Genomic DNA, 26,506 nt, shown 5'->3' on the forward strand with positions numbered 1-26,506 from the left:
TCCCGTATGAACACAATAAAAAAAGGCTGTAGAATGATTCATTCTACAGCCTTTAATAGATTTTTAATCTATCACCCTTCTAATAATAATGACTTTGGATCTTCAAGCATATCTTTAACAGCAACAAGGAAGCTAACTGCTTCTTTACCATCAACAATACGGTGATCGTAAGATAAAGCAATGTACATCATTGGGCGGTTTTCCATACGCTCGTTATCAATTGCAACTGGGCGTACTTGGATTTTATGCATTCCTAAAATACCAACTTGTGGGCTATTTAGGATCGGTGTTGACATTAGAGAACCGAACACACCACCGTTTGTAATTGTAAATGTACCACCTTGTAGTTCTTTTAATGAAAGTTTGTTGTCACGTGCTTTTTTACCTAATTCACGAATTTCACTTTCAATTTCAGCGAAATTTAATTGGTTGGCATCGCGTACAACTGGAACAACTAATCCATCTGGAGCTGCTACTGCAATACCGATATCATAGAATTTTTTAATGATAAGCTCGTCACCTTGAATTTCAGCATTTAATAATGGGAATTGTTTTAATGCTGCAACAACTGCTTTTGTGAAGAATGACATGAAGCCAAGACGTACATCATGTTTTTTCTCGAAAGCATCTTTGCGTTCTTTACGTAATTCCATGATCGCACTCATATCAACTTCGTTAAATGTTGTTAACATTGCAGATGTTTGTTGAACTTCTACAAGACGTTTTGCAATTGTTTGACGGCGGCGGGACATTTTCACGCGCTCAACTGGTTTTTCGAATTCCGTTTTTGCAACTGGAGCAGGAGCTGGACTCTTTGGAGCAGCTGGTGCTTCTTTTGGTGCTGCAGCATGAGCTTGTACATCATGTGGTCTCACGCGTCCAAGTGGATCTGTGCTACGTACGTCGTTTAAGTCGATTCCTAATTCACGAGCCATTTTTCTAGCAGCTGGTGATGCGATAGGACGGTTTGTATTTGGTAAACCTTGTAGTGTTGCAGTTTGCTCAGCATTTGGTGCTTCAGTCGTTTCTTGTTTTGGTTGCTCAGCCACTGGTGCAGGTGTACTTACTGCAACTGGTGCTCCATTAGCATCTAAAATTGCGATAGTTGCGCCAACTTCAACTGTATCCCCAGGTTCGCCTAGTAACTTCGATACAATACCTGAATCTTCTGCAATGATTTCTACATTGACTTTATCAGTTTCAAGCTCAACAACGCTGCCACCTTTCTCAACTTTGTCGCCTACGTTGATAAGCCATTGTGAAATAGTTCCTTCAGTAATAGATTCTGCAAGCTCAGGTACTTTAATTTCGATCATTTTAAATGTCCTCCCCTTATTTGCCTAACGGTGTGTTTTTTCTTCTTTTGTCTTCGGTAATCTCCATTTGTTAGCCTGGCCTTGGGCAGAATATCTGCCCAAGGAACAAGCAAGAAAGCTTCATTGTTACTTTTTAGTTGCTGTAAACTTCAATTTCTTGTTTATCTTGACGGAAGTTATACTTTACATCTAAAGCATGTGCAACGATTAGTTCTTGCTCAGCTTTGTGAGCGAATGGATCGCCGCCAGATGGACTAGAGCGATCAGGACGTCCAATGTAGCCTGTTTTCACTTTATCTCCAGCAAGTTCGAACAGAATTGGAGCCATGTAATGCCATGCGCCCATATTACGAGGTTCTTCTTGAACCCAAATGATTTCTTCTAAGTTTTTAAAGCGTTTAATAATAGATTGAACTTTCTCAGCAGGGAATGGGTACAATTGCTCAATACGAACGACATGAACTTCGTCTAAGTTGTACTCATGTTTACCAGACTCGATTTCTGCTGCTAAGTCAATCGCCATTTTACCTGTGCTTAAAACAAGACGTTTTACTTTATTTGGTTTCATGCCAAGGTTTTCTTGTTCTAAAGCAGGTTGGAAACGTCCTTCGCTTAACTGACTAGCAGTTGAAAGCGTAAGTGGGTGACGTAATAAACTCTTCGGCGTCATCAATACTAATGGTCGAACAGCTTCTGTTCCTAAGATAGATGCTTGACGACGCAGGATATGGAAGTATTGAGCCGCGCTCGTTAAGTTTGCAACTGTCCAGTTATTCTCAGCAGCTAACTGTAAGAAACGCTCTGGACGTGCACTAGAGTGCTCTGGTCCTTGACCTTCATAACCGTGTGGTAATAGAAGAACTAAGCCAGATTTTTGACCCCATTTTGCTCTTCCAGCTGAAACATATTGATCAAATAATGCTTGCGCAGTATTTGAGAAGTCACCATATTGCGCTTCCCACATAACAAGAGTTTCTGGAGCGAATACGTTATAACCATATTCGTAACCAACAACAGCAGCCTCTGATAACGGACTGTTATGAACAGAGAATGAAGCATTAATGTTTGGTAAGCGATGTAATGGTGAATATGTTTCATTTGTATCAGTATCGTGTAATACGATATGACGGTGTGCGAATGTACCACGCTGTGAATCTTGACCAGTTAAACGAATTGGCGTACCTTCTTGTAAAATAGAAGCGAATGCTAATGATTCAGCAAGTGCCCATTCAATTTTGCCGTTCTCTTCAAGAGCATCTTTACGGCGCTCAAGAATTTTCTTCACTTTCGGATATACGTTAAAGCCTTCTGGCCAAGATAGTAGACCTTCATTAATTGCACGAAGTGAGTCAATCTCAACGCCAGTATCAATTGACTGAATACCTTTTGCAACAACATCTGGTACTTTAACGTGAATTGTTGCATCACTCGTATCAGCTGGTGGTACTTGTGCATAGTCGGATTTTAATTGCTCTTGTATAAACTGTGTAATTGTTTCAACCTCATCTGCATTTAGAACACCAGCAGCTTGTAATTGATCTGCATAAATTGCTCTTACAGTTGGATGGTTTTTAATTTTTTTGTACACTTGTGGTTGCGTAACTGCCGGGTCATCCATTTCGTTATGACCGTAGCGGCGGTAACCAATTAAATCGATTAAGAAGTCTTTTTTGAACAACATGCGATATTGAATCGCAAGGTTAGCAGCTGCAAGACAAGCTTCCGGATCATCAGCATTCACGTGAACAATCGGAATATCGAAACCTTTTGCAAGGTCACTTGAATATTTCGTAGAACGAGAATCATAGCTATCAGTCGTAAAACCAACTGCATTGTTTGCGATAACATGAATCGTTCCGCCTGTTTGGTACGCGTTCAATCTGCTTAAGTTGAGTGTCTCAGATACAATACCTTGACCAGGGAATGCAGCATCACCATGAACTAAAATTACGAATGATTTTGAAGTATCTTGATCTGGAAGACCAGATTTTTTACGATTCTCTTGAGCCGCACGTGCGAAACCTTCTACTACAGGATTCACGAACTCAAGATGACTCGGGTTATTTGCTAATGTAACGCGAGTACTAACTTCTTCGTTACTAACGACTTGTTCTCTACCTAAATGGTATTTCACGTCGCCAGTCCAGCCAGAATTAGCCACTGCGCCTTCTATTTTTGCATGTTTGAACTCAGCAAACATGTGGCTATATGGTTTTTCTAATACGTGAGCAAGTACGCTTAGGCGACCGCGGTGAGCCATACCAATCATGACATCCTCTACGCCGTTCTTAGCACCTTCTAGAACAATTTCATCTAAAACAGGTACAAGCATATCAACGCCCTCGATAGAGAAACGTTTTTGCCCAACGAATGTTTTATGCAAGAATTGCTCGAAACCTTCAACAGCTGTTAAACGTTTTAAAAGAGCAGTTCGTTTTTTATTTGATAGTGGTTGACGCAATGAATTTGATTCCACCATTTGATGCAACCACGCGCGTTCTTCACTATCTTGTATATGAGAAAATTCATAAGCTAAAGATTTTGTATAAACGTCTTTTAATCTATGAATTACATCAAGTGCAGTGTGAATACCTTCTGGTGCATCTTGCCATACCGTTTTCGCTGGAATCGCTTTCAAGTCAGCATCGCTCAGTTCGTTCATTGCTTTCTCAAGAAGAGATTGTCCATTTGCAGCATCTTCCATCGGGTTGATGTGAGCCAACGTGTGCCCGAAAGAACGAATCTGCTCAACAAGTTGAACGACTTTAAGAATTTTTTCAATGTTACCTGTGTTTTGAGGAGAAAAATGTGTTGCTGTGTTGTCCCCTGTTACGACATCATCTTGAAACGAAGGAGCTCCAAAAATTTCAAAAAGCTCTTGTAATTCCGGATCAACAGAACCTGCTCCAGTTACGTAAAGATCATACTGCTCAATAACATAACCAAGGTTCGGACCGTGGAACTTGGCCCAAGGGTTTGTCGTTGTATTCTTCCTCGTCATTTGTTTAAACCTCCCAATGCATATAATCCTTTTCCATACAAAGGTGCATTTTGCTCTTTTTCAATAAGTAATGAATCAATAATCAATGTAAATGTTTTTCTTTACTCTTATGTTATTACAATAATTTACATAATACCAAACACTATTACTTATCTGTTTTGTAAAAAAACATTCACAATAACTTATCACCCAAGTTAATCTTTCATGTTATAAAGTAATTTTACAGAAAAATGGGGTGGATATATTTGGTATGCCTATACTAATAGCTATAATTGTTGCATTTAAATATAGGTATAATAGTTAGAATGTTTCGATAAAAACAGTTTGAATTATGTATATTGAAATAATAAGCGCTTTCATAGATATTATACAACAATATAACGGAATATAGTATAAAAAATAAAAAATTATGAATTTATCGTAAACTTTATTTAGATAGTGTTAAATATTGAAAGGAAAGTGAAGGATTTCTACAAAAAAAGTTGCTAAACATAAAAAATGCTCCATAAACAGTTAGTTTCTATAAATATGACGAAAAACACCGTAAAACAAATAACGCATTTCGTGAAATAAAGAAATAAATGAAATATTTTAAAAGGATAAAACAAATATGGAGATATTAAATTTTAAAAAAAGAAGTGAGGAGATATAGTAACAGTTATTTACAGTGTTCCGTGTTTCGCTTCAAAATAGACGTGCTGAAATTTAAAAAAGTTTCTTCTATATTATTGAATATACTTATGGCACTTACAATGAGTACCGTCTTTATCTCATTTGTTGTTTTAGCAAAAAGATATTAAGATGGAGGAGAGAAAGGAAGATTAACATATGCAAATGATGTATGCTTTTGGCATTGGGCTTGTATTATTTTTAGCCGTATTCTTATTTATTCGTAAAGACGTTCAAGGTGGGACGTTAACGAAGCGAGGATTTTATAAATTAATCGGCTGTTTAGTTGTTATGCTTATAGCAATTATTGTAATGATCGTATTAATTAATCAGTCACTATAGAATGTAAAAACGAAACCTTACTTCGGTAAGGTTTTTCTTTATTGTTAAACCTAAAAATTACCACTAAATCCATTTACTATAAATAACTTGTATTATATAATCCAATGAAATGATAGATAAGGAGTGTAGTATATGAATAAAAAAACTATCTTCTATTTATTAACTTGTATACTACTTGTAGCTAGTACTACTTATATAATATGTAACAAAAGAGAACAAGTGCCACCTATATTAGTATGGAACGAACAAGAATACTATGTTACGAATGAACCTGCCAAAGTAGAAGAAGTTGGGCAAAAACTTGGCGAAGTAACAAAGAAAATTAAAACAAGTAAAAAACCTACTAAAAATAGAGAATCTAATACATTACAAGAGAAAACAGAAGTATTCATAATGATTGAGGAAGAAAAAAGTGATTACCCGCCTTTAATCATAAAGGAAGCTTATAGTGATGAATATAGGGTAGTGAGGCCGATGTTGAAGCAAGTATTATGATGAAAAGGGGATTCATATGCAGACAGTAACTTTGTATCCGTGGTCGTTAAGAAAAATATTTGTCTTTTTCCTCCTATCGGTGCCGCTTACATTTTGATGAATAGAGGAGCAATACAAAAGAGAGATTACATTTTATATTTATTATTTGCTGCTATTAATATATCGCTTTGGTTATCGCTTATGATCTTTGATCGGAGTATGTGGATGGTAGCAGGGCATTATGTGTTTGGAGCAGTTGTTGTTGTTTCGAATATGAATAAGAGATAAGCCAGCAACCTCAAAGTTGCTGGTTTTTATTTTGCTATTTATAATAAAGAAACAAATTTTTAATAGAGAGTAGTGGGTGTTATGAGATGGAAAGAGGGAACGTTTGAAAAAATAGACACGAATGACTCACCTGTTGAGCAACTTATAAACACGTTTAAGGAACAAAACTTAATTGGTGGAGCAATAATAAGCTGTTTTAAAGTGCATAACGAAAATTTTTTTAAAGAAATACCACATTCGAAAGATGGACATGAGCACTTCTTTAGAAGAATCTTCAACTCTTTAGACATAATCAATAACTTAGAAGAGTTAAAAATACATACATCAGACAAATATAAGTTTTGTTTTAAAGAGCAGCTCGCAGTCATGCTTGATGGTAGCATTGCTGCGCAAATTTTGTGGGGCGGAGCATATGAAGGGTTTAAGGAACGACCAGTTATCGCAAAACAATTAGCAGTCAATGTATGTCAATATATGTTCCAAGATCGATACGAAGATATTAAAGTGTTCGAAAGCTATCGCCCTTGGACAGATTGGTTTTACGATGTTGCGTGGGGTGTTACTTGGATGGTGTTAGATAGTAGGGAACAGAAAATGTGGTTCATTTGTGCTACGGATACAGATTGATAGAAGCCGGGCCTTGTAGGAATGCTGCAAGGCCCTTTATCTTTTGGGAATTAATAGAAAACGAATCATATAAATGATATACTAAAAAATGTTTGTAATGTCAGTTTCATACTATTATATAATGCTGACTTACTAGAAAAGATAAGAGGAGAATGAGCGTGCAAAAGATAAAGAGATTATTGCTATTAATGATGGTAGTAGGATTAACAGCAGTTGTTTTAGCAGGGTGTGCAAATCCGAAAGATACTACAGAAGAATTTTTAACAGCGATACAAAAAGGTGATGTAGAAAAGGCTCGTACATTTGTTGAGAGTGACAAGGAATTTAATAAACTAAATGAAAAAACAGATGATGCTGAGGCAAAAGCAATGCTAAGTGCAATTACAAAAACCTTTAAATTTGAAAAGCTAGAAGAAGTATCGAAAAAGGATGACAAAGCAGAAGTGAAAGTGAAAATTACATCTGCTGATCTATCCGTTGCTGTAACAAAAGCAGTGGGAGAAGTTATGCCAATGGCGTTCGCTAGTGCCTTTAGTGAAGACAAAGAACAATCTGAAAAAGCAATCGAAAAAACAATGACATCAACTATCGTCAAAAACTTAGCAGATAAAGATGCAGCAATGGCAACTCGCGAAGTTACATTGAACTTAAAGAAAGACAAAGATGGCGACTATAAAATCGTTGCTGACGATAACTTGAAAGAAGTATTGTTTGCCAATGCGAAGTCTTTGGAGAAGATGTTTGGTGGGAAGTAATTGAATTAGATAAAAAGAGACACCATATCACGTAGAAGGTTGATATGGTGTCTCTTTTTTATATGACCCCGGAGAGGCTCGAACTCACGACCTCCACCCTGTCAAGGTGGCGCTCTCCCTGCTGAGCTACGGGATCCCAACTATAAATGTTACCATCAGCAATGTATTTTCATTTCATTCGTGTAATCGGAGAATTTGTACAATTTGTTGAGTATTGTAACATTTGATGTATTCCTATAATAGCAACAAACTTTAATGGTGTAAAGGTATAATTTTCTGAATATTCATATTCTAATTTTTGTATAAAAAAATAAGCCCCGAAGAGCTTATTTTAATAATAATATCAACGCAATTATCAATGATATTTTCAAAAATACAATCATAAATAATGGAGCTTGTTCATAAGCTATCGTCCTGTAACTGTCATTCCTGCTGTGTAAATTGTATCAATAGAACAGTCAGCGCCTTTTATTTCGACTTTATAACGATATGTTCCATCCTCATAAATATCATCGCCATATCCTGTGAAAGTTGCAATTTCATCATTGCTTCCAGCTGGGACCCATTGATTTTGCCAACGGAAGTTGGTTTCAAATTCTCCCCATCTATCGCCATATTTCTTTTCAAGGCTGACATTGTAATGAATTTCTTCAGCTCGGTCATTTGTAATTCTTGCAATTACGCTGTTACCAAAAGTAACTTGTGTAGAGTGTACCTGAACTGTAACACCGTTCACCGTTTCACCAGGACCACAAATGTAATGACAACCATCCCATTCGTCAGCATGTGCTTTTGGTGTTTCAATGTTCATAACCGTTAAACCGCCTAAAGCTAATGCGCCAGTTAATAATACTTTACCAAATGTTTTCACTTGAAATTCCCCCTAAGTATATTCTCAATTCGTTCGATAGATATCACATTAAGTAGTTTTATAACATTAATCTAATTGACCGCTTTTTTCCTCGAGTGTATTCGCTATGAATCTTTCATCTTGTAGTAATCTAACCTCTACATAAAATTTCATAGTTTTGATTCCGTATATGTATCATGATTTACATAGAACAAATCTGTTAATACGTTTTGGTTATTTACTTATCACACGTCTCTCTATTACCTTTTATTGGTAAAACATTGGTTTTATTATATACCATTATTATCTATTTACAAGAGAAAATAATACTGTATGCAAAAATGCATAATATAAAACACTGCTTGTATTCTGAATTATAGAATACAAGCAGTGTTGGGTTTCAATTAATATTTGATTGGAACCTAATGCTAATTTTCTATACTTAACAGTATACATATATCACTTTTTTTAGTCATAATTGATAAACCTTGTCCAGGGGACGCTCTTCTTGCTGAGCTACGGGATCTTCAAAAGGGAAAGTATAAGCCGATTATGCTAGTAATGTATGAAGGAATAATGATGAGAAGCGAATTTAGTAGAAAGTAGTCTTTGGATGTAGTGGTTATATTATTTACGATACCAATCCAAAGGACCTTCAGCACTCAAATCAACAAGAAAAGGGAGTAAGAAATGTAAAGGTAAGCTTATAAGTTCTGGCATAGCGTTCACCGTTTTCTTTGATAGATATTGTCTCATAAAACAATACGGACAATCCTTTTCAAATGTCACGAGTATTGCCCATACATCTTTTATTGTCCACTTCGTTTTACAATACGTACAACGCGTCATGAGGTTCCTCCTCATTTTAAGTTTTCTTCTAGTATACTCCATTCCATTGTAAGAAAGTCATTTGTATTTGGTGTGGTAAAATGTAAGTTGTTTTATTTTTATGTGAATCTATTTAGTCATTTATGAACAATTACATATCATTTGATATTTTTGCAGAATGATAGATTTTCAGTTTCAATATGCCAATTGGCCAATATATCCTTTTTACAATTTACTGAAAATCATGTATAACAGAGATACATGATTATTTTATCTCGCTATTTGCGGGCAGTAAGATCCCTTACCTCGAAATTCAGCAAAAGTAAAGAAGTTAGGTTCGGGTCGGAATGCCCGTAAAAGTCCGATTCGTGAGGGTTGATGAAAGTTTCACTTTATAAATATTCAGAAGTAGAGGGAGAAAAGTTGTAATGGTAAGAAAAACGTTCAAGATGCGCGTGTCTAAAAATAGAACGATTTCGATTAATGGATCGATTCTTGATGTGGATGTTACACATGATGAATTTTTACAAGAGTTTGTTGAGTGGGTTGATTCTAAAGGTTGGTCGTTTATGGGAATAACAGATGAGATTACGCCCGAGGAAGCTAGTCAAAAGTTAATAGATTCGTTGATTGATGAGAAGGATAAGAAAGAGTAATTCCTTCTTATTTTTATTGTATATTTATGTTCTTTATCGTAAAAGTATGATATAGTAAAAAATAGTGAAAATTCTTCCAATATAATACAAATTACATATGATTGGTAGATTTATTATTTTGTTAAGGAGTAAATGGAAAAGGGAGAGTCATATGGTAAATTTTAAGAAAATTTTGGTTTTTATTACAGTTATTTGTTCGTTTTTTTTGACGCCCATAACATTGCGGGCTGAGACGAATATTGGAGTAAATCCAGAACAAGTTGCACCACCACCTGCGGAAGGACCGAATGTTTTTAGTCAGTTTGCAACGACAATTGATGCAAAAACAGGAGATGTTTTGTATGACAAAAACGCATATCACCGAGCATATCCTGCTAGTACGACGAAAGTGTTAACAGCGATTTTACTCATGGAGCATACAAAGCCAGAGGACCAATTTACATTTTCACAATTAGCATTAGATCAAGAGAAGAGTAATTATCAAATTGAGTTTCAACCTGGAGAGACAATTAATAGAAATACTGCGCTTATGATTTTAATGGTGCTGAGTGCGAATGATGTGTCGTATGCGATTGCGGAGCGGATTGGCGGGAGTGTTGAGAATTTCGCTAATATGATGAATGAGAAAGCGAAGCAATTAGGAGCGAAAGATAGCCACTTTGTAACACCGAATGGATTGCATGATCCGAACCATTATACGACGCCGTATGATATGGCTATGATTACGAAGGGTGTGCAAAAGTATCCTGAAATTTTACAAGCGATGAATACGAAAAGAACGACAGTTACGACGTCTAGGCAGACGGTGTCTATTTTTAATAAATCTAATTTTTTTGAAAATCCATATAGCATTGGCGGTAAGACAGGGTTTACGAATGAAGCACGTAATACACTTGTTTTATTAAATGAGAAAGATGGAAATCGTATTATAAGCGTAGTAATGGCTTCTCAAAGACCTGAAATTTATGAAGATTTGAAGCAGATGGCGGAATATTCTTTCGGTCAATTTACGAAGCAAATGGTGCTTGATAAACATAATTGGCATCAAAAAACAACATATTTAAATAAAGATGTTAATTCTGAGTTGGAACAAAGTGCGGAGCTTATGCTTAAGAAAGATGAAGGGAAAAATGTGAAAACTATTTTCCGGGCGGCTTCATTAGATAAAGAATCTTTATATCATAAAGGAATACATCGTGGTGAGGTAGTTGGTGCAGTTGATATTACGAAAAATAATCAAACAATTGCGACGGTAAATGTTCTTTCAACAGAAGATGTCACTTTTACGATGCCTAAAAAAGATACAACTATGCCTGAAGTAAAAGACTCAAATGTGAAAGTAATAAGTGTTGGGATAGGTGCGATTATATTATTTGGAGCAATTTTATATGTAGTGTTGCGCCGAAATACAAAAGGAATGAAATCAGAAGGTAAATAAATTACTAATAAAAAGACTGTGTAAAATTTTGGCACAGTCTTTTTTCTATATTTTAAATAACTAATAATTGTAAATTTTCTTATTGCAATAACTTAAAGTTCGTTATATCATTTACTTGTGTTCTTGTTAAAGAACACAAGTGGATATTGCATACTTCAAATAATATAAAACAACGGAGAGGGAGAGAGACGATGAAATTAATATGGAAGATAATTAGCAACGCGATCTCATTTGTTTTATTTGCATTGATGGTTTTTTTAGCTTTTGTAGTTATTTCTTCAAAAGCAAGCGGTGGTGATCCGACAGTGATGGGATATCAATTTAAGAGCGTTCTTTCAGGATCAATGGAGCCGACGTTTTTAACAGGATCAATCATTGCAATAGAACCAAACAAAGATGGTTCTAAATATCAAAAAGGTGATGTTATTACCTTTAAAGAGAAAGATCAAAAAATTATCACTCACCGTATTATCGGTGTGAAAGATACAAATGGAAAAGTAATGTATGAAACAAAAGGGGATAACAACAACGGACCAGATTTAGAGCCAGTACTTGCAGAAAATGTAGTTGGAAAGTATGCAGATATTACAGTTCCGTATGTTGGTTATTTACTGAATTATGCGAATTCAAAAGCGGGAGCAGCATTACTTCTTATTATTCCAGGAGTCTTTTTACTTGGGTATTCCGCGATTTCTATTTTTGGTGCTATTCGTAGCATTGACGGAGAAAAGAAAGATAAAAAAGTAGAACAATCCGTCTAGTTCGTTTGGTTATACTTTCCGTTTAGGAAGTTAACAAATATATATTAAGGGGATATGGACATGACTTTAAAGAAAAAATTAGGAATGGGTATTACATCAGCAGTATTAGGAGCAGCTTTAGTTGGTGGAGGAACATTTGCATTTTTCAGTGATAAAGAAGTGTCAAATAATACATTTGCGGCTGGAACACTGGATTTAGCATTAAATCCATCAACAGTTGTTAACGTATCGAATTTAAAACCTGGGGATACAATTGAAAAAGAATTTAAACTAGAAAATAAAGGCTCTTTAAATATTAAAAAGGTTCTACTGAAAACAGATTATAATGTAGAAGATGTAAAGAAAGACAATAAAGATGATTTTGGTAAACATATTAAAGTAACATTCTTAAAAAATGTAGATAAGCATGAGACAATTGTGAAACAAACTACTTTAGATAAATTAAAAGGTGACACACTTACAGCTGTAGATAATGATTTATCGGCTTGGTTCTGGGATGAAAAAGGTATTTCAGCAGGTAAATCTGATAAATTCAAAGTGAAATTTGAGTTTGTTGATAATGGAAAAGATCAAAATCAATTCCAAGGCGATAAGTTACAATTAAATTGGACGTTTGATGCACAACAAACAGCAGGTGAAGAAAGATAATAAGAAAAAGGGCTATCACATGGATAGCCCTTTTTCTATTTTTCTAGTATTTGTCTATCAATTTTAATAGTTCTTTACTATAATATAGATAATGTTCTGTATAAAGAACGTAATGTTCGATGGGAGAGATTAAGATGCTGAAAAGACCGCGTAATTTTAAAAAGATGCTTATATTGCCGTGTATGTGTTCTATTACGTTTTATTTAGGCTCTCAAATTATGACGCATACAGAAGCGGCGTTCATTCATGAAACGAAAGTAGAAGCGACGCTTTCTACAGCAATTATATTTCCGAAAACAGTTAATACGTTAAAAGAGCAATCTGAGAAACATAAACAGTTTATTGAGCGTGAGTATGGAACGATGAAGGGAAAATCGAAAGCAACTTCTATTGAAGAAATAAAACAGGCGATTTCTGTATGGCAACAAGGGCGTGAGAAAATTGTTGCTGAGAAGGAAGCCCTGCAAAATGTATATACTGAAATAGAAGCTCCTTACAATCAAATACAAGAAGAATTAAAGGTAAATAAAGATGAGTCGATGCAGCAAGTGTCCATATATGTAAATGAAGGCTTCCGCAGTATCAAAGAGAAGCGTGACTATATTGAGAAAGAAATTAGCTTGAAAGCTATTGATGAGCAAATTCAGGCTCTTCAGCAACAATTAAACGTTGCAATTGAAGCGGAAGGACAAAAGAAAGCAGAAGAACAGAAGAAAGCAGAAGAACAGAAGAAAGTAGAAGAACAGAAGAAAGCAGAAGAACAGAAGAAAGCAGAAGAACAGAAGAAAGTAGAAGAACAGAAGAAAGCAGAAGAACAGAAGAAAGTAGAAGAACAGAAGAAAGTAGAAGAACAGAAGAAAGCAGAAGAACAGAAGAAAGTAGAAGAGCAAAAGAAAGCGGAAGAACAGAAAAAGCTAGAAGAGCAGAAGAAAGCGGAGTAACTGCTTTAGTGAAACAGCCGGAAAACAAGAATGTGGTGTAAGAGAGAGTGAACGAATAAGCAAGACTAGTAATATTTATACGAGTGTGAGGGAACGTTAGCCCTCACCTCTTTGTTTTTCTTTTTTCTTATAGTATTAAATGATTTGAGTGTGAAAAAAGTTATAAATTATCATTGTTTTTTCTGAAAAGTCTAAATGATATTGAGAAATAAAAATAACTGAAAATATTAATAAATATGTGTTGTGTTTATATAGGTTTGTTCGTTATAATGAACATAAGGTTTTTAAAAAAGAACACATATTAGCTAAGCTAATATAGTTTTCTTTACATCTCTTATTGAAAAATAAGTGATAAAAATATAAAAAAAAGCTAGGGGGAATTGATTGTGAGTCTGAAAAAGAAATTAGGTATGGGAGTTGCATCAGCAGCATTGGGGTTAGCTTTAATTGGTGGAGGAACATTTGCATTCTTTAGCGATAAAGAAGTATCAAACAATACATTTGCAGCTGGGACGTTAGACCTTACATTAAACCCTAAGACGCTTGTAGATATTAAAGATTTAAAACCAGGGGATTCTGTTAAGAAAGAGTTCTTATTACAAAACAGCGGTTCGTTAACTATTAAAGACGTTAAATTAGCAACAAAGTATACTGTTAAAGATGCAAAAGGTGATAATGCTGGTGAAGACTTTGGTAAGCACGTTAAAGTAAAATTCCTTTGGAACTGGGATAAACAAAGTGAGCCTGTATACGAAACAACTTTAGCAGACTTACAAAAAGTTGATCCAGATCTTTTAGCTAAAGATATCTTTGCTCCTGAGTGGGGAGAAAAGGGTGGATTAGCAGCTGGTACAGAGGATTATCTATGGGTACAATTTGAATTTGTAGATGATGGAAAAGACCAAAATATCTTCCAAGGTGATACATTGAATTTAGAATGGACATTCAATGCTAACCAAGAAGCTGGGGAAGAAAAATAATAAAAAAAGCGGGTATTCCCGCTTTTTTTTATAAAGAAAAAGAAGTGCTGGTTGTAAGCACTTCTTTCTATTATTATTTTTGATTTTGCTTCCACTTTGTAAATTCAAGAAATTCACGAAATTGTTCTTTGGAGACACCAGAGTTCATTGCATCTTTAACGAGTTGTGTCCATTCGGAGTCTAGGTTAGTTTCCTTTGTTGTTTCATCATGAAGTAAAGTATCAACTGGAATTTGTAGAACTGCTGCGATCTTTTCAAGAAACTGAATGGAAGGGTTTTTTTGTAAATTTCGTTCTATAGAACTAATGTAAGATTTAGCAACGCCAGCTTTTTCGGCAAGTTCAGTTAATGAAATCCCTTTTTGTAAACGAAGGCGTTTTATACGTTCTCCAATCATATTTGCGCACCTTTCTATCAATATGTAGTTGTCTTATGATGTCATTATTATAACATAAACTTCGTTAAAAAGAACAAACCTATTGAGCCTGACTGGATGGCTTCATACGTTGGAAAAATTGCTCGATGTCTTGCATGGCGATACCAGCATCTAGAGCTTCAAGTATTAAATCAATCCATTCTTGATCCAGTGCGTCTGTCTTATCTTTGTACAAATGTAATTCCTCCCTAATTATCGGTCATAATTGCTGCTACAGAATACATGATAATGAAATCCGATTTTGTGTTTTATATAGTGAATTATCAAATATTGTGTAGATGAAACAAAGATAAAATCCCCATTAAACTCCCTCTATGGAAATTATAAATTGTTCGATAAAAACTTTCAATATTTTCAGAAAACATTGTTGAATTGTGATATATTCGTATGCTAACTATGAAATTTTTACAAATATATTAAAAACATTACATAATATGACTAAATATTGAAAAAATATTGAATTTTTAATAAAATTTAATTTGTAATACATATTATTTATTAGGGGAGGAAATAAGGGATGAACAAGAAACCGTTCAAAGTTTTGTCATCAATCGCATTGACAGCTGTATTAGGCCTTTCATTCGGAGCTGGCACTCAATCTGCATATGCTGAAACGCCTGTGAATAAAACAGCTACGAGCCCAGTGGATGATCATTTAATTCCGGAAGAACGTTTAGCAGATGCATTAAAAAAACGTGGGGTAATTGATTCGAAGGCTTCAGAGACAGAAACAAAGAAAGCAGTCGAAAAGTATGTAGAGAACAAAAAGGGTGAAAATCCTGGGAAAGAAGCAGCGAATGGGGACCAACTTACGAAAGATGCATCTGACTTTTTAAAGAAAGTGAAAGATGCGAAAGCAGACACGAAAGAAAAATTAAATCAACCAGCAACAGGCACACCTGCAGCGACAGGCCCAGTTAAAGGCGGTCTAAATGGTAAAGTACCAACTTCTCCAGCGAAACAAAAAGACTATAACGGTGAAGTTCGTAAAGACAAAGTACTCGTTTTACTTGTAGAGTACGCTGACTTTAAACATAATAATATCGACAAAGAGCCTGGATATATGTATTCTAACGATTTTAATAAAGAACATTATGAAAAAATGTTATTCGGCAACGAGCCATTCACATTAGATGATGGAAGTAAAATTGAAACGTTTAAACAATATTACGAAGAGCAATCTGGTGGTAGTTATACTGTAGACGGAACAGTTACAAAATGGTTAACAGTTCCTGGTAAAGCTGCTGATTACGGTGCAGATGCTCCGGGCGGAGGCCATGATAATAAAGGACCAAAAGGGCCACGTGATTTAGTAAAAGATGCATTAAAAGCAGCTGTAGATAGTGGTATTGATTTATCAGAGTTCGACCAATTTGATCAATACGATGTAAATGGTGATGGGAATAAAAATCAACCAGACGGTTTAATCGATCACTTAATGATTATTCATGCGGGTGTTGGACAAGAAGCAGGCGGTGGTAAATTAGGCGATGATGCAATTTGGTCGCACCGTTGGACAGTTGGACCAAAGCCATTCCCAATTGAAGGTACACAAGCGAAAGTACCATATTGGGGTGGAAAGATGGCAGCATTCGACTACACAATTGAACCAGAAGATGGAGCAGTTGGTGTATTCGCACATGAATATGGTCACGATTTAGGTCTTCCAGATGAGTACGATACACAATATAGTGGTCAAGGTGAGCCGATTGAAGCTTGGTCTATTATGAGTGGCGGAAGCTGGGCTGGTAAAATCGCTGGAACGACGCCAACGAGTTTCTCACCACAAAATAAAGAGTTTTTCCAAAAAACAATCGGTGGTAACTGGGCAAATATCGTAGAAGTAGATTACGAGAAATTAAATAAAGGTATCGGTCTAGCGACATATTTGGATCAAAGTGTTACGAAATCAGCAAGACCAGGTATGATCCGTGTTAACTTACCAGATAAAGATGTTAAAACAATTGAGCCAGCATTTGGAAAACAGTATTACTACAGCACAAAAGGTGACGATCTTCATACGAAGATGGAAACACCGTTGTTCGATTTAACGAATGCAACGAATGCAAAATTTGATTTCAAGTCATTATATGAGATTGAAGCAGGTTATGATTTCCTTGAAGTACACGCTGTAACAGAAGATGGTAAACAAACGTTAATTGAAAGACTTGGTGAGAAAGCAAATAGTGGAAATGCAGATTCGACAAGTGGAAAATGGATTGACAAATCATATGATTTAAGTCAATTCAAAGGCAAGAAAGTAAAATTAACATTTGATTACATTACTGATGGTGGTTTAGCATTAAATGGATTCGCTCTTGATAATGCTTCATTAACAGTAGATGGTAAAGTAGTATTCTCTGATGACGCAGAAGGTACACCACAATTAAAATTAGATGGTTTCGTTGTATCTAACGGAACAGAGAAGAAAAAACATAACTACTATGTTGAGTGGAGAAACTATGCTGGGGCAGATAACGCGTTGAAATTTGCTCGCGGTCCAGTATTTAACACTGGTATGGTTGTATGGTATGCAGATTCAGCTTATACAGATAACTGGGTTGGTGTACATCCAGGACACGGTTTCCTTGGTGTAGTTGATTCTCATCCAGAAGCAATTGTTGGTACTTTAAATGGTAAACCAACAGTTAAGAGTAGTACACGATTCCAAATCGCTGATGCAGCGTTTTCATTTGACAAAACGCCAGCTTGGAAAGTCGTATCTCCAACGCGTGGAACATTTACGTATGATGGCTTAGCAGGCGTACCGAAGTTTGATGATTCTAAAACGTATATTAATCAACAGATTCCAGATGCAGGACGTATTTTACCGAAGCTTGGTTTGAAATTTGAAGTAGTAGGACAAGCTGATGATAATTCTGCAGGTGCTGTTCGTTTATATCGTTAATACTGTAAAACTACCGAGAGATTTTCTTTCGGTAGTTTTTTTGTGAGCAATGAATTTTATATAGCTGAAAAAGTCATATATAATGTAACCTTAAGAATAGAAATTTGTTATATATGAAGTTTATATAAATAATGAAAGAATTGGATAAAAATAGTGGGAGAAGGTGAGTGAATGAGTATTTCCTCTATTGTAAGTAGGCAAAAGGAATATTTTTTAAAAGGGCATACGAGAAGCATCGAAATGAGAAAGAATAATTTGAAGAAGCTTTATGAAGGCATTCAGCGTTTTGAAGAAGAAATATTTCAGGCATTGAAATTAGATTTAAATAAGTCAGTTCACGAGTCGTTTACAACGGAAGTTGGATATGTATTAAAAGAAATTTCCTTTCAATTGAAACATATGTCATCGTGGAGTAAACCGAAACGAGTTCGAACAGCACTTACTCATTTTGGATCAAAAGGAAAAGTAGTGCCAGAACCGTATGGTGTGACGCTTATTATTGCACCGTGGAACTATCCTTTTCAATTAGCAATTGCACCACTTGTAGGAGCACTGGCAGCTGGAAATACAATCGTTTTAAAGCCGTCAGAGTTAACGCCAAGCGTTTCAAAAGTGCTTAAGAGAATGTTAGATGAATTATTCCCAGAAGAGCTTGTAGCGGTAGTAGAAGGTGGCGTTGAAGAGAGTACATCTTTGCTGAGGGAACCGTTTGATTATATTTTCTTTACTGGTAGTGTTGGCGTTGGAAAAGTTGTAATGGAAGCAGCAGCGAAACAGTTGACGCCGCTCACTTTAGAACTTGGCGGGAAAAGTCCTTGTATTGTACATAAAGATGCAAAGATAGAGATGACAGCAAGAAGAATTGTTTGGGGTAAGTTTTTAAATGCAGGGCAGACGTGTGTAGCGCCTGATTATATGTACGTGCATTCTTCCGTGAAAGAAAAGCTAATTGAGGCACTGCGACATGAAATTACAGAGCAGTATAGTAAAGAACCTTTACAAAATGAAAATTACGTGCGTATTGTAAGTGAGCGTCATTTTGAACGATTATGTGGATTCTTACAAGATGGTCAAGTCGTAATTGGTGGAAACTATGAGAAAGATACTTTACATATTGAACCGACAGTACTAGCGGATATTACATGGCAAGATGCTGTTATGGAAGATGAAATTTTTGGTCCGATTTTACCAATCATAGAGTACGACAATATAGAAAATGTAATTGGCACAATCCAGCAACATCCGAAGCCGTTAGCGTTATATGTATTTTCTGAAGATAAAGAAGTACAAAAGAAAGTGACGAGTAATATTTCATATGGTGGAGGCTGTATTAATGATGTTGTCTATCACCTTGCTACGCCATATTTACCTTTTGGGGGTGTTGGAAGTAGTGGATTAGGGGGTTATCATGGGAAAGAAAGTTTTCGGACTTTTTCACATTATAAAAGCATTTTAGCCCAATCTACAGCATTCGACATGAAAATTCGTTACTCTTCTACAAAAAGTGCTTTAAAATTCATACGAAAGTTGTTAAAATGATGATGGTGTTTATCAGTAGGCGTAGCCGTATGATAATAGCCCCTTCGCAATGGAAGGGGTTTTTCTGTTCGACGTTATGTATCAGGCGAAAATGAATCAAACATACTACATAAAGAATAGAAACGAACGCTTGCTAAATAACCATTTTTGTTTGGATCGAAACAAAAAATAGTCTATAGAACATAAATATTTATTCATGAATATAAAAATTTAAAATTTAAGGTAGATAGGACGGGAAAATGAAAAAGATTATTAAAGTTGAAGCAGTTGAAAAACATTTTGGAAATCAAGTGATTATCCCACCTCTTTCTTTAGATATTAAAGAGGGAGAGTTTTTAACAATTTTAGGGCCGAGTGGCTGCGGGAAAACGACGTTACTTCGTATGATCGCAGGATTTGAAACTCCAACTAAAGGGAATCTTTTATTAGATGATGAAAGAATTAACGATTTGCCGCCATATAAGCGTCATATGAACCTAGTGTTCCAACATTACGCACTATTCCCACATATGACAGTAGAGAAGAATATTTGTTTTGGTATGAAAATGCAGAAAGTATCAGCAGCAGAGCAGAAAGAGCGTGCTGAAGAGGCAATGCGTTTAACGCAGTTACTTGAGTTCCGTAATCGTAAACCTGCGAAGCTTTCTGGTGGACAACAGCAGCGTGTTGCAATTGCAAGAGCGATTGTAAATAATCCGCGTGTATTACTATTAGATGAGCCACTTGGAGCGCTTGACTTTAAGTTACGAAAAGACTTGCAACGTGAATTGAAAAACTTACAACGTAATTTAGGAATTACGTTCATATACGTAACGCACGATCAAGAAGAAGCAATGAGCATGAGCGATCGTATTGTAGTTATGAATAAAGGACATATCGAACAAATCGGAACACCGAAAGAAATTTACAATAAGCCGAAAACATTGTTCGTTGCGACATTCATCGGTGAAAATAATATTGTGAAAAACGGGGAAGGCTATGTAGCAATTCGCCCTGAAAATGTAAAAGTACGTTCGGTTGAAGAGTCAATTTTAAAAGAATACCATCTTGGACATATTGAAGATATCGAGTTTGTCGGAAATATGGAGAAGCTTTATGTACGTGATGAGAAAACATCAGAATTACTAATGGCATATCAAACTGCTGAAGAGGCAGCACAGTGGAGCATTGGAGATAATGTATATGTAGGCTGGGAGCAAGAGGACGAGGTGACCTTAAATTGAAAAAAGGGAAATTACTCGCACTACCTACAGTCGCGTGGCTGTTAATTTTCTTCCTAATCCCGCTCGTATTCGTATTAGGATTCGCCTTCATGCAGCGCGGAGCTTACGGGACAGTAGAAATGCAATTTACGCTGGAGAATATATCCCGTGTGTTTGATCCATTATACTTAGGAACGTTATGGGAAACTGTTAAAATTGCAGTTATTACAACAGTAATATGTTTATTAATTGGTTATCCGTTTGCGTATACAATTACAATTGTTGACCGCAAATACCGCTCTATTCTTTTATTATTGGCAACGATCCCGTTTTGGATTAACTTTCTTGTTCGTTCATACGCATGGATTGTTATTTTACGTTCACAAGGTCTTGTGAATACGTTGTTATTAAAGCTTGGCATTATTAGTGAACCGTTAAATTTATTATATAATACTCCTTCTGTAATACTCGGAATGGTCTATTCTTTATTACCATTTATGATTTTACCAGTGTATGCAGCAATTGAGCAGTTGGATAAGCGTAAGCTAGAAGCGGCTTATGATTTAGGAGCAACACCAATAAAGGCATTTTGGAATATAACAGTGCCGATGACGATGTCAGGAATTGCGACTGGTTCTATTTTAGTATTCGTTTCTTCTATCGGAATGTTTGTTGTATCAGACGTGATGGGCGGATCGAAAGTAGCATTAATTGGAAACGTTATTCAAAATCAATTCTTAGGTGCACGTGACTGGCCGTTTGGATCTGCGTTATCGATTATCGTTGTTCTATTCTCTGTTCTGTTAATTTACTTATATTATCGTGCAACGAAAGTATATAAATATAATGAGAACGGAGGGGAATAGGCAAAGATGAAGAAGTTTTTAGTTTCTTATTCTTGGTTAATTTTGTTATTCTTGTATTTTCCAATGATGGTTTTAATGGTCTATTCTTTCAACGACTCTCGCATTAATGCGGAGTGGGAAGGTTTTACATTCCATTGGTATACAGATTTATTTCAAAAACAAGATGTTATTGATGCATTTGTAAATAGTATTACGATTGCAGTTATAACAACGATTGTGACAACGGTACTTGGTGTATTCTTTGCAATCGCTTTACATCGTTATAAATATCGTTTTGAAGGGGCTATTAATGGCCTTGTATATTTACCAATTTTAATTCCTGATATTTTAATGGGATTATCTTTACTAATTCTTTTCAGCCAGTTAGGAATGGAACTTGGACAAACAACGATTATTATTGCACATATTACATTTAGTATTTCGTTTGTTGTTGTTATTTTAGCTGCGCGTCTTTCAAGTATGGGACGTGACTTAGAAGAAGCTGCAAATGATTTAGGAGCAACGCCTTGGCAAACGTTTCGTTATGTAACGTTCCCAGCAATTGCACCGGGAGTTATTTCGGCAGCATTATTAACATTCACATTATCAATTGATGATTTTGTAATTAGTTTCTTCGTATCAGGACCAGGATCAACAACATTGCCACTATACATTTACAGTATGGTTAAGCGCGGAGTATCACCAGAAATCAATGCTCTTTCTACAATTTTAATTGTTGCTATCGTAGGATTAATGGTTCTATCTGAAATCTTCCGGAATAAAGGTGCAGATGGTGAAGAAAACTCTGGAGGACACCTTCCTTTATAATACGAACGATATAGAAAGTACAAGGGGGTAATAAACCGATGAAATTAATGAAAAGAATAGCTGGCGCAGCAATTAGTTTTAGCCTTGTTGCTGGTGTGCTTGCTGGTTGTGGTGAAAAGAAAGAAGAATTAAATATTTATAGCTGGGCTGACAATTTTGATGAGCAAGTGCTAAAAGATTTTGAAAAGAAATATAATGTGAAAATTAACTATGACAAGTACGCAAGTAATGAAGAAATGCTTGCGAAATTACAAGCTGGTGGCGCAAAGTATGACTTAATCCAGCCGTCTGATTACATGGTTAAAACAATGGCGAAAATGGACTTATTAGCGCCGTTAGATAAAAAGAATATCCCGAATATCGAAAATATGGTTTCTAATTTCAAAACACCTGCGTTTGATCCAGAGAATAAATATTCTTTAGTGTACACTTGGGGTGTAACAGGGATTGCATACAATAAAAAGTATGTGAAAGAAGCACCTACAAGCTGGGCGGACTTATGGAATGAGAAATATAAAGGACATGTAACGTTACTGAACGATTCTCGTGAAGTATTAGGAGTGGGTCTTAAGAAGCACGGGTTCTCAAACAGTACGAAAGACGATGCACAATTAAAGACAGCAGCAGATGATTTAAAGAAGCTGCTTCCAAACTTATTAGCATTTGATACAGATAACATTAAACAAAAATTCATTACAGAAGATGCTTGGATCGGAACAGTTTGGTCTGGAGATGCAGCATTTATCGCAAAAGATAATAAAGATGTAGAATATGTTGTACCGAAAGAAGGCGGCACAATTTGGGCTGATACGTTAGCAATTCCAAAAGGTGCAAAACATAAAGAGCTTGCTGAGAAATTTATGAACTACTTACTAGATGAAAAAGTAAGTGTGAAAAACTACGAGTCAATTGGTTACAGTAATCCAAATGAAAAAGCTCATCCTCTTCATAGTAAAGAATACCGTGATAATCACATGATTTTCTTAACGAAAGAAGAGTTAGATCGTACAGAATGGCTTGTTGATGTAGACGATAAGTTAAAAGACTATGATCGTTACTGGACAGAGCTAAAAACAAAAGGTAAATAAGTAAGGAAATGCGGTTTCTAAAGTAGAAATCGCATTTTTTCATAGTAGGAGGAAATCGTTTGAAGAAGAAGTTACATCAGTATGAGGTAATGTGTATCGGTTTGTTATTTGCTGTATTTGGTATTGTTGCTTGGCGCGTACATGCAGGTGGCGTTACAGTGATGGATACATATGTCCGTGGATTAGTAAGAGGGCTACAAACGGAAAGTTCTCTTATATTTTTCTCGTACTTTACAAAATTGGGATCAGCAATTGGGATAGTCACTACGCTCGTTATAAGTTTGCTTGTTTTTTGGAAGAAGCGTTATTATGCTGCGATGATTGTATATCCAATGGGGATTTTAATAACACATCTTGTGAATAAAGGGATAAAAGAGATTGTAAAGAGAGAACGTCCGTCATTAAATGAAGCGCTAGATGCACTTGGATATAGTTTTCCTAGTGGACATGCAATGCTATCGATTATGACATTTGGATTTCTTACTTATATCATTGCTGCTAATTTGAAAAGCGTAGCTGGGAAATGTGTCACAACGATTTTGATGGGTATAGTAATTTTATCGATTGGATTAAGTAGAGTCATTTTAAATGTACATTACCCAACTGATATTTTAGCTGGTTACTGCGTAGGTGGTATTTTGTTAATTATCGCGATTTACTACCATCGTTTACTTACTGAGAGATTAGGGCTTAATAAAGAGAGATAGAAAAACGTCTGGAAAAACTATTATTATAGTTTTTCCAGACGTTTTTTGTTTATATCAAGATGTGATACAGTATAAGTGACAATTGAATTATTTAAAGTAGGTGAAAATGTGTGAAGACAAACGTACATAAAGTTGATAAGTGGGGGAAGTTAGGAGCCTTTTTGTATCAGTTTCGTTATACAGTAATTGTAGCGTTACTGTTGCTCGCAATCGCACTTGGGATTTTTGCTCCAAAGCTACCGGGAGTATTAGGTGGTGACGGTTTCCAAACGGAAGGCGACTATCAAAAAACAAAAGAAATTTTAGATCAAGATTTTAAGAAGTCTCAAGATACGCTTCTGCTCGTTTTTGAGAAAAATAAAGATGCTTCGCATGAGGAATTTAAAAAGCGAATAGATGAAATTGTAAAGAATGTTCAAGAGAAAGAGAGCTATGAATCTTTCCATCACCCAATCCAAAATAAAGAAATGCTACAAGATGACATCGGTTATGCGACAATTTTATTTTCCGGGAAAACAAATAAAGAAAGAATGGAAAAGACATTACAATTTGCTGATGAGATTGAGAAAGAAAGTAATGTAGCATTAAAAGTAACACCTACAGGATTTCCGAAAATTAATCAAGAGATTAATGAAAGAACGCAAAATGATTTAAAAGTAGCAGAAATGATTGGATTACCAATTGCGTTTCTTGTATTACTATTTTCGTTTGGTAGTCTTTTGGCATCAATTTTACCGATTTTGAATGGGGCGCTTAGTGTTATTAGTACGATGGGGATATTGTATTTCATCGGTGTTGATAAAGAACTATCTATTTTCGTGTTAAACGTTGCACCGATGATTGGACTTGCATTATCTATTGATTTTGCGCTATTATTTGTGAACCGTTTTCGAGAGGAAGTTGCTAAACGAACGGTAAAAGAAGCGATAGCAATTACATATCAAACGGCAGGACGTGCGATTGTATTTTCAGGATTATGCGTATTTGTTGGGTTATCCGGTTTGTTTTTCTTTAAGATAGATTATATTCAATCTGTCGCGATTAGCGGAATGATTGTTGTCATTATGAGCATTTTATTCTCACTCACACTTCTTCCAGCACTATTATCGTTAATAGGTAAAAGAATATTAAAAAAGAATCAAGTAGCACATACGCCGGCAAAAGCATGGCGTAAATTTGCACAATTTGTGATGAAACATCCAATTGCAATGATTATTGTTGTTACAACATTTATTGTTATTTGCTTATTACCGTTACGTACAGCTAATTTGCAGTTCCCTGGTGTTGAAGCTTTACCTGAAAAGAGTGATACAAGGATTGCATATGAAAAGTATGAAGAAGCATTTAATGAAACTGTCAAAACACACGCTGATGTTACGTTAGTTGTAGAGACGAAAAAAGATATGAAAGAAAAAGAAAGTCTACAAAAGATAGAAGAAGTCGTTCGAAAGTTAAAAGATGATAAGAAAGTACATGAAGTAAGAAGCTTATACGACGGGTTAACTGGAATGAAAGCAGATCAAGTTGTTGGAATATTGCAGTCGCCAGAATCAGCGAAACTAACTCCTGTATTTGAAGCATACACGCAAGGGAATAAGACGACGATAGAAATCTTTTTGAAAACAAAACCACGTACAGAGACTGCAAAACAGTGGGTACGTGACTTTAAAAAGAACTATAAAGAAACGGATGTTACGTATTATCTAGGCGGAATGACGACGTTTCAACAAGAATTAGAAGATGAAATTAAAGATAAAGTTGTAATTGGTATGTCTGTTATATTTGGATCGACCTTTGTTATATTATTATTTGCATTCCGATCTATACTCATTCCAATTAAGGCAATTGTTATGAATATACTTAGTTTAAGTGCAACCATTGGAATTGTTGTTTGGTTATTTGAAGGTGGTCATTTCGGTTTAGAAGCGAGTCCGGTTCTGTTTGTCTTACCAATCTTCATTTTTGGCCTCGTATTTGGGCTTAGTATGGATTATGAAGTATTTCTTATTTCACGTATTCATGAGCTCTATGAAGAAACAGGAGATAACGATCAAGCAACGTTAGAAGGGCTCGTTTCAACAAGTAGAATCATTACATCAGCTGCTTTAATAATGATTGTTGTAACTGGTGCATTCGCCTTTACTGATATTTTACCAGTAAAGCAGATGGGTCTTGGCGTTGCATTAGCAATATTTCTTGATGCAACAATTATTCGTCTTATGCTCGTACCAAGCTTAATGAAGTTATTTGGAGACTGGAACTGGTGGTTACCATTTCGAAAAAAACGAGAAAAATCATCATAAAAAATGCTCATCATATTGATGAGCATTTTTTATGAATAGCAAAGCCTACATTTTGCAAATAGTATGTGATAAGAAC

General features: G+C 35.6%; 24 protein-coding genes, 1 tRNA gene and 2 pseudogenes. 20 read left to right on the forward strand and 7 right to left on the reverse strand.

All coding sequences use genetic code 11. From position 1 onward, the window contains the following. Window positions 1–71 precede the first annotated feature (71 nt). A complete protein-coding gene (gene odhB / locus DN407_RS06280; RefSeq protein ID WP_098294325.1) occupies window positions 72–1,316 on the reverse strand; it encodes a 2-oxoglutarate dehydrogenase complex dihydrolipoyllysine-residue succinyltransferase in 1,245 nt (414 codons plus the stop codon). Between the two features lie 133 nt (window positions 1,317–1,449). Further along, window positions 1,450–4,317: a 2-oxoglutarate dehydrogenase E1 component gene (gene odhA / locus DN407_RS06285; RefSeq protein ID WP_000197136.1), complete on the reverse strand. Its 2,868-nt coding sequence runs from the start codon at window positions 4,315–4,317 to the stop codon at window positions 1,450–1,452. 725 nt (window positions 4,318–5,042) lie between these two features. Between odhA and DN407_RS32905 the strand changes: the two are divergent. From DN407_RS32905 to DN407_RS06305, 6 genes and pseudogenes are all read left to right on the forward strand, one after another. After that, window positions 5,043–5,117: pseudogene (locus tag DN407_RS32905) on the forward strand (permease); the annotation flags it as partial. 28 nt (window positions 5,118–5,145) lie between these two features. Next, complete coding sequence (locus DN407_RS06290) at window positions 5,146–5,328, forward strand: DUF3976 domain-containing protein (protein ID WP_001178294.1); 183 nt, start codon at window positions 5,146–5,148, stop codon at window positions 5,326–5,328. A 132-nt stretch (window positions 5,329–5,460) separates the two neighbouring features. Beyond that, window positions 5,461–5,823 (forward strand): hypothetical protein, encoded by a 363-nt coding sequence (locus DN407_RS06295; protein ID WP_061654703.1) that lies wholly within the window; start codon window positions 5,461–5,463, stop codon window positions 5,821–5,823. Between the two features lie 16 nt (window positions 5,824–5,839). Beyond that, window positions 5,840–6,090, forward strand: a pseudogene (locus DN407_RS31530) (hypothetical protein). Between the two features lie 81 nt (window positions 6,091–6,171). After that, window positions 6,172–6,717 (forward strand): hypothetical protein, encoded by a 546-nt coding sequence (locus tag DN407_RS06300; RefSeq protein WP_149216117.1) that lies wholly within the window; start codon window positions 6,172–6,174, stop codon window positions 6,715–6,717. Window positions 6,718–6,875: 158 nt separating this feature from the next. Continuing rightward, complete coding sequence (locus tag DN407_RS06305; RefSeq protein ID WP_001169504.1) at window positions 6,876–7,472, forward strand: DUF4878 domain-containing protein; 597 nt, start codon at window positions 6,876–6,878, stop codon at window positions 7,470–7,472. Window positions 7,473–7,535: 63 nt separating this feature from the next. Here DN407_RS06305 and DN407_RS06310 read toward each other — a convergent pair. The 3 genes from DN407_RS06310 to DN407_RS06320 form a co-directional block, all read right to left on the reverse strand. After that, window positions 7,536–7,608, reverse strand: a tRNA-Val gene (locus DN407_RS06310). Between the two features lie 270 nt (window positions 7,609–7,878). Further along, a complete protein-coding gene (locus DN407_RS06315) occupies window positions 7,879–8,343 on the reverse strand; it encodes a hypothetical protein (RefSeq protein WP_149216118.1) in 465 nt (154 codons plus the stop codon). 606 nt (window positions 8,344–8,949) lie between these two features. Further along, complete coding sequence (locus DN407_RS06320) at window positions 8,950–9,171, reverse strand: hypothetical protein (protein ID WP_000196288.1); 222 nt, start codon at window positions 9,169–9,171, stop codon at window positions 8,950–8,952. 407 nt (window positions 9,172–9,578) lie between these two features. Here DN407_RS06320 and DN407_RS06325 point away from each other — a divergent pair, with 407 nt between their 5' ends. The 6 genes from DN407_RS06325 to calY all read left to right on the forward strand — a co-directional run bounded on the left by DN407_RS06325 (window position 9,579) and on the right by calY (window position 14,574). Beyond that, entirely contained in the window at window positions 9,579–9,806 is a 228-nt protein-coding gene (locus tag DN407_RS06325; protein ID WP_000251856.1) for a hypothetical protein, read from the forward strand. A 151-nt stretch (window positions 9,807–9,957) separates the two neighbouring features. Continuing rightward, entirely contained in the window at window positions 9,958–11,244 is a 1,287-nt protein-coding gene (locus DN407_RS06330; protein ID WP_000247031.1) for a D-alanyl-D-alanine carboxypeptidase family protein, read from the forward strand. Between the two features lie 191 nt (window positions 11,245–11,435). Further along, a complete protein-coding gene (gene sipW, locus DN407_RS06335; RefSeq protein WP_000767792.1) occupies window positions 11,436–12,005 on the forward strand; it encodes a signal peptidase I SipW in 570 nt (189 codons plus the stop codon). Between the two features lie 60 nt (window positions 12,006–12,065). Next, window positions 12,066–12,653, forward strand: a complete 588-nt coding sequence (locus DN407_RS06340) for a CalY family protein (protein ID WP_000172854.1) — start codon at window positions 12,066–12,068, stop codon at window positions 12,651–12,653. A gap of 134 nt (window positions 12,654–12,787) precedes the next feature. Then, complete coding sequence (locus tag DN407_RS06345; protein WP_149216119.1) at window positions 12,788–13,594, forward strand: DUF4047 domain-containing protein; 807 nt, start codon at window positions 12,788–12,790, stop codon at window positions 13,592–13,594. Between the two features lie 386 nt (window positions 13,595–13,980). Beyond that, window positions 13,981–14,574: a biofilm matrix protein CalY gene (gene calY / locus DN407_RS06350; protein ID WP_000053713.1), complete on the forward strand. Its 594-nt coding sequence runs from the start codon at window positions 13,981–13,983 to the stop codon at window positions 14,572–14,574. Window positions 14,575–14,647: 73 nt separating this feature from the next. Here calY and DN407_RS06355 read toward each other — a convergent pair whose 3' ends face one another. Continuing rightward, window positions 14,648–14,971 (reverse strand): helix-turn-helix domain-containing protein, encoded by a 324-nt coding sequence (locus DN407_RS06355; RefSeq protein ID WP_000578885.1) that lies wholly within the window; start codon window positions 14,969–14,971, stop codon window positions 14,648–14,650. Between the two features lie 79 nt (window positions 14,972–15,050). Further along, the gene (locus DN407_RS06360) at window positions 15,051–15,185 is read right to left on the reverse strand and encodes an anti-repressor SinI family protein (RefSeq protein WP_000276219.1); all 135 of its coding nucleotides are present in this window, start codon (window positions 15,183–15,185) and stop codon (window positions 15,051–15,053) included. Window positions 15,186–15,527: 342 nt separating this feature from the next. Here DN407_RS06360 and inhA1 point away from each other — a divergent pair, with 342 nt between their 5' ends. The 8 genes from inhA1 (at window position 15,528) to DN407_RS06400 (ending at window position 26,430) form a co-directional block, all read left to right on the forward strand. Next, a complete protein-coding gene (gene inhA1, locus DN407_RS06365) occupies window positions 15,528–17,918 on the forward strand; it encodes a M6 family metalloprotease immune inhibitor InhA1 (RefSeq protein WP_149216120.1) in 2,391 nt (796 codons plus the stop codon). 171 nt (window positions 17,919–18,089) lie between these two features. Then, complete coding sequence (locus DN407_RS06370) at window positions 18,090–19,457, forward strand: aldehyde dehydrogenase (protein WP_149216121.1); 1,368 nt, start codon at window positions 18,090–18,092, stop codon at window positions 19,455–19,457. Window positions 19,458–19,696: 239 nt separating this feature from the next. Next, on the forward strand, window positions 19,697–20,680 hold the full coding sequence (potA, locus tag DN407_RS06375; RefSeq protein WP_000720336.1) for a spermidine/putrescine ABC transporter ATP-binding protein PotA: 984 nt from the start codon (window positions 19,697–19,699) through the stop codon (window positions 20,678–20,680). Further along, window positions 20,677–21,525: a spermidine/putrescine ABC transporter permease PotB gene (potB, locus tag DN407_RS06380; protein WP_000715500.1), complete on the forward strand. Its 849-nt coding sequence runs from the start codon at window positions 20,677–20,679 to the stop codon at window positions 21,523–21,525. The genes potA and potB overlap by 4 nt, the downstream gene beginning before the upstream one ends. Window positions 21,526–21,531: 6 nt before the next feature. Further along, window positions 21,532–22,332, forward strand: coding sequence for a spermidine/putrescine ABC transporter permease PotC (potC, locus tag DN407_RS06385; RefSeq protein ID WP_000714192.1), 801 nt, complete (start codon window positions 21,532–21,534; stop codon window positions 22,330–22,332). A gap of 38 nt (window positions 22,333–22,370) precedes the next feature. Next, window positions 22,371–23,420 (forward strand): spermidine/putrescine ABC transporter substrate-binding protein PotD, encoded by a 1,050-nt coding sequence (gene potD / locus DN407_RS06390; protein ID WP_000772485.1) that lies wholly within the window; start codon window positions 22,371–22,373, stop codon window positions 23,418–23,420. Window positions 23,421–23,479: 59 nt separating this feature from the next. Next, a complete protein-coding gene (locus DN407_RS06395; protein ID WP_000727790.1) occupies window positions 23,480–24,127 on the forward strand; it encodes a phosphatase PAP2 family protein in 648 nt (215 codons plus the stop codon). Window positions 24,128–24,237: 110 nt separating this feature from the next. Then, window positions 24,238–26,430: an MMPL family transporter gene (locus tag DN407_RS06400; protein ID WP_149216122.1), complete on the forward strand. Its 2,193-nt coding sequence runs from the start codon at window positions 24,238–24,240 to the stop codon at window positions 26,428–26,430. The last annotated feature ends 76 nt before the right edge of the window (window positions 26,431–26,506 follow it).

This window comes from Bacillus sp. JAS24-2 (genome assembly GCF_008274905.1).
GTDB classification, from domain to species: Bacteria; Bacillota; Bacilli; order Bacillales; family Bacillaceae_G; genus Bacillus_A; species Bacillus_A cereus.

Bases quoted from the DNA above. Each gene is read 5' to 3' on its own strand.
- DN407_RS06300 (WP_149216117.1), top strand. From the start codon at position 6,172: ATGAGATGGAAAGAGGGAACGTTTGAAAAAATAGACACGAATGACTCA.
- odhB (WP_098294325.1), bottom strand. From the start codon at position 1,316: ATGATCGAAATTAAAGTACCTGAGCTTGCAGAATCTATTACTGAAGGA.
- DN407_RS06290 (WP_001178294.1), top strand. From the start codon at position 5,146: ATGCAAATGATGTATGCTTTTGGCATTGGGCTTGTATTATTTTTAGCC.
- potD (WP_000772485.1), top strand. From the start codon at position 22,371: ATGAAATTAATGAAAAGAATAGCTGGCGCAGCAATTAGTTTTAGCCTT.
- DN407_RS06330 (WP_000247031.1), top strand. From the start codon at position 9,958: ATGGTAAATTTTAAGAAAATTTTGGTTTTTATTACAGTTATTTGTTCG.
- DN407_RS06340 (WP_000172854.1), top strand. From the start codon at position 12,066: ATGACTTTAAAGAAAAAATTAGGAATGGGTATTACATCAGCAGTATTA.
- DN407_RS06345 (WP_149216119.1), top strand. From the start codon at position 12,788: ATGCTGAAAAGACCGCGTAATTTTAAAAAGATGCTTATATTGCCGTGT.
- inhA1 (WP_149216120.1), top strand. From the start codon at position 15,528: ATGAACAAGAAACCGTTCAAAGTTTTGTCATCAATCGCATTGACAGCT.
- DN407_RS06295 (WP_061654703.1), top strand. From the start codon at position 5,461: ATGAATAAAAAAACTATCTTCTATTTATTAACTTGTATACTACTTGTA.
- sipW (WP_000767792.1), top strand. From the start codon at position 11,436: ATGAAATTAATATGGAAGATAATTAGCAACGCGATCTCATTTGTTTTA.
- DN407_RS06325 (WP_000251856.1), top strand. From the start codon at position 9,579: ATGGTAAGAAAAACGTTCAAGATGCGCGTGTCTAAAAATAGAACGATT.
- DN407_RS06355 (WP_000578885.1), bottom strand. From the start codon at position 14,971: ATGATTGGAGAACGTATAAAACGCCTTCGTTTACAAAAAGGGATTTCA.
- potC (WP_000714192.1), top strand. From the start codon at position 21,532: ATGAAGAAGTTTTTAGTTTCTTATTCTTGGTTAATTTTGTTATTCTTG.
- odhA (WP_000197136.1), bottom strand. From the start codon at position 4,317: ATGACGAGGAAGAATACAACGACAAACCCTTGGGCCAAGTTCCACGGT.
- potA (WP_000720336.1), top strand. From the start codon at position 19,697: ATGAAAAAGATTATTAAAGTTGAAGCAGTTGAAAAACATTTTGGAAAT.
- DN407_RS06370 (WP_149216121.1), top strand. From the start codon at position 18,090: ATGAGTATTTCCTCTATTGTAAGTAGGCAAAAGGAATATTTTTTAAAA.
- DN407_RS06320 (WP_000196288.1), bottom strand. From the start codon at position 9,171: ATGACGCGTTGTACGTATTGTAAAACGAAGTGGACAATAAAAGATGTA.